We start from the raw sequence: 4,664 nt of genomic DNA, 5'->3' as shown, positions 1-4,664 counted from the left end.
GGCTCTGGCAAGATTTTCGTAGCCGGAGATCGTCTTGGTTCGGTGGGTGCTCGAACCGCGTTGCGGTCTGCCGTTCCACTGGCCTGGATGGTCGCACGGCTACTGAACCGGACCAGCCAGCGTTTCGATCGACAGCGGCGGGCAGCTCTCCTCTGTCCGGGTAAGGCTTGCCAGCTCTTCCGAGGGTTCGTCACCATCTCGAAGGGCCACGACGTATGCCCTTGCATCCCGCAGACTCAGCCGCGGGGCCTGCTTCCGCAGGTGGCTCATCGCGGCCACGACCCCGGCGGAGTGCATCAGTGTGCGAACGGACGAGGCCAGTGGGTCAGGCGGTCGGATGCCCTTGATCTGCTGGAGGTAGAGCTCCTCCCAGTTCTCGGCTATCCACGTGGTAGCGGGGACGTGGTGGATGCTGCCGTCGTGCCGGTCCACCAGGTAAGGGCCGCTACCAACGAGGCTGTCGCGAACATCACGGGTGCGGGCGTACTCCGCCGAGTTCCAGAAGACGAGCCAGCCGACCGTATGCTCCTCCACGTCGCAGACGGCGAGCTCGCGGAGCGGTCCTACCCACGTCAGCCGCTCTCGGGCCAGCAGGGACTCGACAAGCTCGACGGCGCGTTCCTTGGAAATCACGCTTCCATCATTCACCGCAGGTCAATCGGGTTTCGGGGGGCGTGGCCGCGCCCGCGTCGAGATCTCAGACGCGGTCTTCAGGCCGTGTAGCGGCGGCGGAGGTGGGCGATCAGTACGACCCGGTGGCGGAGGAGCGGCACTCCGGCACGTCCTGCCATGATGCGCTTCTGTAGCTTCACGTCGGTGATGCGGCCTTCGTTGACGCCGGAGTTGTAGTGCGTTGTGATCCCCTGGCGGACCGCGTGCTTGTCTTCGCGTAGGGCAATGGCCATCCCGGCGAGAGGCGGCAGTCCGCTGGTAGTGAGCTGGTCGAGCCAGCCCGGGAGGGGTGTGCCGTCGCGGGCGTCGAGCATGGCGGCGAACTGGCGGACCAGGTCGTGGGTGCGGTGGAGTTCCGGGCAGTGATCGAGCAGTCGGCGCAGGCGCTGGCCGGTCTGGAGGCTGTGCCGGTGGGGTGCGGTGATGATCCAGCGTGCGGCTTCGCGTGGGGACGGAGGCCGTTCGCGCGGCTCGTCCAGCGGTAGCCCGCGCCGCAGGGGTGCGAGGGCCATCTTCACGCGCTGGTAGTGGCCCAGGTAGCCCTTGCCGAGGAGTTCCTGGTGCAGGGTCTTCGCGCTGTGCTCGCCTTCGTCCCAGCGTTGTTGCAGGTAGTCGAGGTATGGGTCCAGGGCGGAAGGGCGTCGGGGAGCCCGGCGCATTACCTCGTGCCAGGTGCGGGCCCGGGCGTACTTGCGCACCGTGCGGCGGTCAAGCCCGAGCTCTCGGGCCACGGCACTGTAGGGACGGCCGGTACCGGTGAGCGCGTGCACGGCCTCGAACAGTCGCTGGGCATGACGGCCGGCCGCAGTGTCCGCCGGGACGGGACCCGCTGCCGCTTCGTCGGTGGGCTCTGACCCGGCCGGTTCAGCGGCCGGCAGTGCGGCGGGCAGGCAGCTGCGGTGGGCAGCGGCGACTTCCTGAACGCGCCGGGACAGGCCTTGCCACAGGTGGAAGCGGTCGCTGACCTGGACAGCGTCGGGGGCGCCGGCAGCGATGCCCTGCCGGTAGGTGAGTGAGCCGTCGCGGCAGGCGATCTCAACACCGGGATGCTCACGGAGCCAGCGGCTCAGCTGTTCGGCGTCCCGGCCTTCCCAGAGCGTCACCGGCAGACGGGTGGTGGCGTCGACGAGGAGTGTGCCGTAGGTGTCGCCGTACAGCGCGAAGTCGTCCACCCCCAGCACCCGGGGTGTCACCGGCGCGGGCAGCGGTACCCGCATCAGCTGGGAGAGCACGGTGACCGCGAATAGCACGATGCCCAGGACGCGCAGCATCCGGGCCCCGCCCCGGCCCGCCAGCACAACGCCGACCGCCTCGACCAGGTGCTGCAGCAGCGGGGTCCGTCGCTGGTACGGCACCGTCAGTCCTGGTACCTGCTCGGCGAAGGTCACCTTCGGACAGGCCAGGTTTTCGCAGTACAGACGTCGCACACTCAAGTCGATCCGAACCGGCCGGCCGCCGACCGTCCCGTCGGCCAGGTGCCGTACGTAACGGCTGTGGACCCACTCGCTCAACGCCCCGCAGCCCGTACACGCCGCTGGACCACCGGGCTCGTGTGCGGGGCGTGGACCGCCACGACAGCATCGGAAACCTCGACCGCAGACAACCAGCAGATTGGCCAAGTGCGGTAACAGGGAGGCCAGTTCAACAGAACACAGCCAGAGGATGCCCAATGGCAAACCAGCCGACCGCTGCCCCGGGATGATCTCTGCCTACGAAAATCTTGCCAGAGCCACGTTCACGTGTACGCCGACATACGGGACACCTTCCCCAGCGACCGGAGATACACGTGGTCCACGAGACTGGTCTACCAGGCCCCCTGCGTCCAAGGGCGCGGTGAACTTCGCCGCGGGGTGGCTGCCGCCCTGCGCACGGGCCGCACGTGGTGCAAGCCGCAGCGCCAGGCTGCCAGCCGCTAGCCCCGGACTTCGCACATGGGGTTTTAGAAGCCGTTGTCGTACCGAACTTGATCGGCGTGTTTTCGCAGCTCAGGCATGATGTCGGCATGGGCGAGGCATGCTCAGGCCGTTGGGTTGTCTCGCTGGTGGAGGTATCGGGATGGCGTCGGTCGTGGGTCTTCTTGAGGAGCGGGAACTGGCCGCGCGGGAGCGCGTGGAAGAGCTTCGAGAGGTGGCCGACCGGGTGCTCGCCGAGCTCGCGGAAGCGGAGACGGCCTGGCACGAGTGGTTGATCGCCAGGCAGCGCGTCGGCGAGGTCCTGTCCGTGCCGCGGCCCCCGGAGGCAGGTGAAGCCGGCTCTGTAGCCGGTGAGCCTCCCGTGTCGGAGCCCGCCACGAACGCGCCTGCCGAGGTTCCCGCGCCGAGGGCTGCTCGAGCGGGCTCGATCGTCCCGGTGTGGCGTCCCGCGCTGTCCGTGGACGCGCTCGCTCCCGACTACCAGCGCATCCTCGCCACGCTCGCCGAGCAAGGGACCGGCCGGAACGCGGTGATGACGTGCCAGGAGATCGCCGCCGCGCTCGGGCTGGAGCCGGCCCCGGCGAGCGTGGAAAGGGGTCCGGTCGAAGATGAAGCGGCTGACTTACGGGGCTGGGCCGTCGAGCCGTCCCCGGGCCGGTTCACGCTCGCCGCCGGGCCAGCCGCCGCGTCATGAGCATCGTCATCGACCAGAGCACCATCTGCTCATGCACGGCGGGCAGCGTCTCGTAGTCGCGCACCAGGCGCCGCGAGCGCATCAGCCAGCTCAGCGTCCTCTCCACCACCCAACGCCCTCGGCAGCACCACGAAGCCGGAGACATCGTCGGTCCGCTTGACGATCTCAAGGGTGAGCCGCAGCTTCTCCACCGCCCAGATGACCAGGCGGCCGCGCTGCCCACCGTCGGCCCAGACCAGGACGATCTTCCGGTAGCGCGCCCGCACGCGCTCCAGCAGGGGCATCGCGCCATCCCGGGTCGTCACGTCGGCGGCGGTGACCAGCACGGCCAGCAGCAGCCCGAGGCAGTCGACCACGATGTGACGCTTGCGCCCCGGCACCTTCTTCGCCCCGTCGTACCCGCGTGAGGCCGTCGGCACCGTGGCCCCGGCCCGCAGGGACTGCGCGTCGATCACCGCGGCGGTCGGCTCCGGGTCGCGGCCGGTGTCCTCGCGCACCAGGCCCCGCAACCGGTCGTGCAGCTCCGCCAGCAGGCCCCGCGCGCGCCACCGCCGCACGAACGCGTAAACGCGGTCCCACGCGGGGAAGTCCGCCGGCATCGCCCGCCACTTGATCCCGTTGTCCACCAGGTATCGGACAGCGTCCAACATCTGCCGGTGGCAGTAGCCCTCCGGCTGCCCACCCCGCCCCTCCAGCCACGACGGAACGGGCAGCGCGTCCCTCACGATGGCCCACTCCGTGTCCGTCATGTCCGAGTCGTAGCGGCGCACACGGTCCGGCAGGGTCACCCGCATTCCCGAACCGGTGAGCGAGACAATCACACGATCGGGCAGCCGAGTTGGACTCAACCGGCAGGACGGCGAAAGACTGCGACACAGGGCCTCCTGTGCTGGTTCGGGCGTCGACAACCTCGAACTGAACAGGAGGCCCTGCCTTCATGCGCGCACCAGTTGGAGATCACCCGACCGGGGCGCCTCAATCGAACCGATGCTCACCATGATCGGTACGACAACGGCTTCTGAGCGCAGGTCGCCGATTGCGGCCACGTCGATGCCGACCAGCAGCCGTCAGGCGGTCTAACTGGAGGCAACTGCCCCGCAAACCTCGGGCTGGTCACGCAGCAGGGCCAGGTCGGCGATCGCCTCGCCACCATCGGCGAGCATCACCGCCAGATTGACCAGTATCCGACCCGAGTGGTGGCCGATGCCACGCCGAAGCAGCCGCTGCAGCGCCTCGCCGAAGGCATGCGCGAGGCCGGTGGCGTCGGCGAAATCGGCCAGCAGGCGGGATCCGGCATGGTTGACCACCCCGCGTCCGTCCGTGGAAACGACGAACTGGGGACGTGACCCGGCAGCCTTCACGTAGAAAGTGCCTTCATGCTGGGC

At 69.1% G+C, this 4,664-nt stretch carries 4 protein-coding genes and 2 pseudogenes; 2 read left to right on the top strand and 4 right to left on the bottom strand.

What is annotated here, in order from left to right; genetic code table 11:
- Positions 1-99 precede the first annotated feature (99 nt).
- Together ACSMTC_RS00305 and ACSMTC_RS00300 are read right to left on the bottom strand one after the other, a co-directional pair.
- Positions 100-633 carry a YrhB domain-containing protein gene (locus ACSMTC_RS00305; protein ID WP_436557573.1) on the bottom strand — a complete coding sequence of 178 codons (534 nt, stop codon included), beginning with the start codon at positions 631-633 and terminating at the stop codon, positions 100-102.
- 77 nt (positions 634-710) lie between these two features.
- Complete coding sequence (locus ACSMTC_RS00300) at positions 711-2,291, bottom strand: ISL3 family transposase (protein WP_436557572.1); 1,581 nt, start codon at positions 2,289-2,291, stop codon at positions 711-713.
- Between the two features lie 146 nt (positions 2,292-2,437).
- Here ACSMTC_RS00300 and ACSMTC_RS00295 point away from each other — a divergent pair.
- Together ACSMTC_RS00295 and ACSMTC_RS00290 are read left to right on the top strand one after the other, a co-directional pair.
- Positions 2,438-2,585: pseudogene (locus tag ACSMTC_RS00295) on the top strand (IS30 family transposase); the annotation flags it as partial.
- 142 nt (positions 2,586-2,727) lie between these two features.
- A complete protein-coding gene (locus tag ACSMTC_RS00290; RefSeq protein ID WP_436557571.1) occupies positions 2,728-3,279 on the top strand; it encodes a hypothetical protein in 552 nt (183 codons plus the stop codon).
- A gap of 29 nt (positions 3,280-3,308) precedes the next feature.
- Here ACSMTC_RS00290 and ACSMTC_RS00285 read toward each other — a convergent pair whose 3' ends face one another.
- Together ACSMTC_RS00285 and ACSMTC_RS00280 are read right to left on the bottom strand one after the other, a co-directional pair.
- Positions 3,309-4,028: an IS5 family transposase gene (locus ACSMTC_RS00285; RefSeq protein ID WP_436557570.1), complete on the bottom strand. Its 720-nt coding sequence runs from the start codon at positions 4,026-4,028 to the stop codon at positions 3,309-3,311.
- Between the two features lie 333 nt (positions 4,029-4,361).
- Positions 4,362-4,640 (bottom strand): annotated as a pseudogene (locus ACSMTC_RS00280) (IS1380 family transposase); the annotation flags it as partial.
- Between the last annotated feature and the right edge of the window lie 24 nt (positions 4,641-4,664).

The organism is Kitasatospora sp. HPM-01-4 (assembly GCF_051374625.1).
GTDB lineage: Bacteria > Actinomycetota > Actinomycetes > Streptomycetales > Streptomycetaceae > Kitasatospora.
The sequence above is the reverse complement of the archived record's forward strand: the minus strand, read 5'-3'. Positions and strand labels throughout refer to the sequence as shown.

Excerpts from the sequence above, each read along its gene's own strand:
- ACSMTC_RS00290 (WP_436557571.1), top strand. The coding sequence starts at position 2,728 with ATGGCGTCGGTCGTGGGTCTTCTTGAGGAGCGGGAACTGGCCGCGCGG.
- ACSMTC_RS00285 (WP_436557570.1), bottom strand. The coding sequence starts at position 4,028 with ATGACGGACACGGAGTGGGCCATCGTGAGGGACGCGCTGCCCGTTCCG.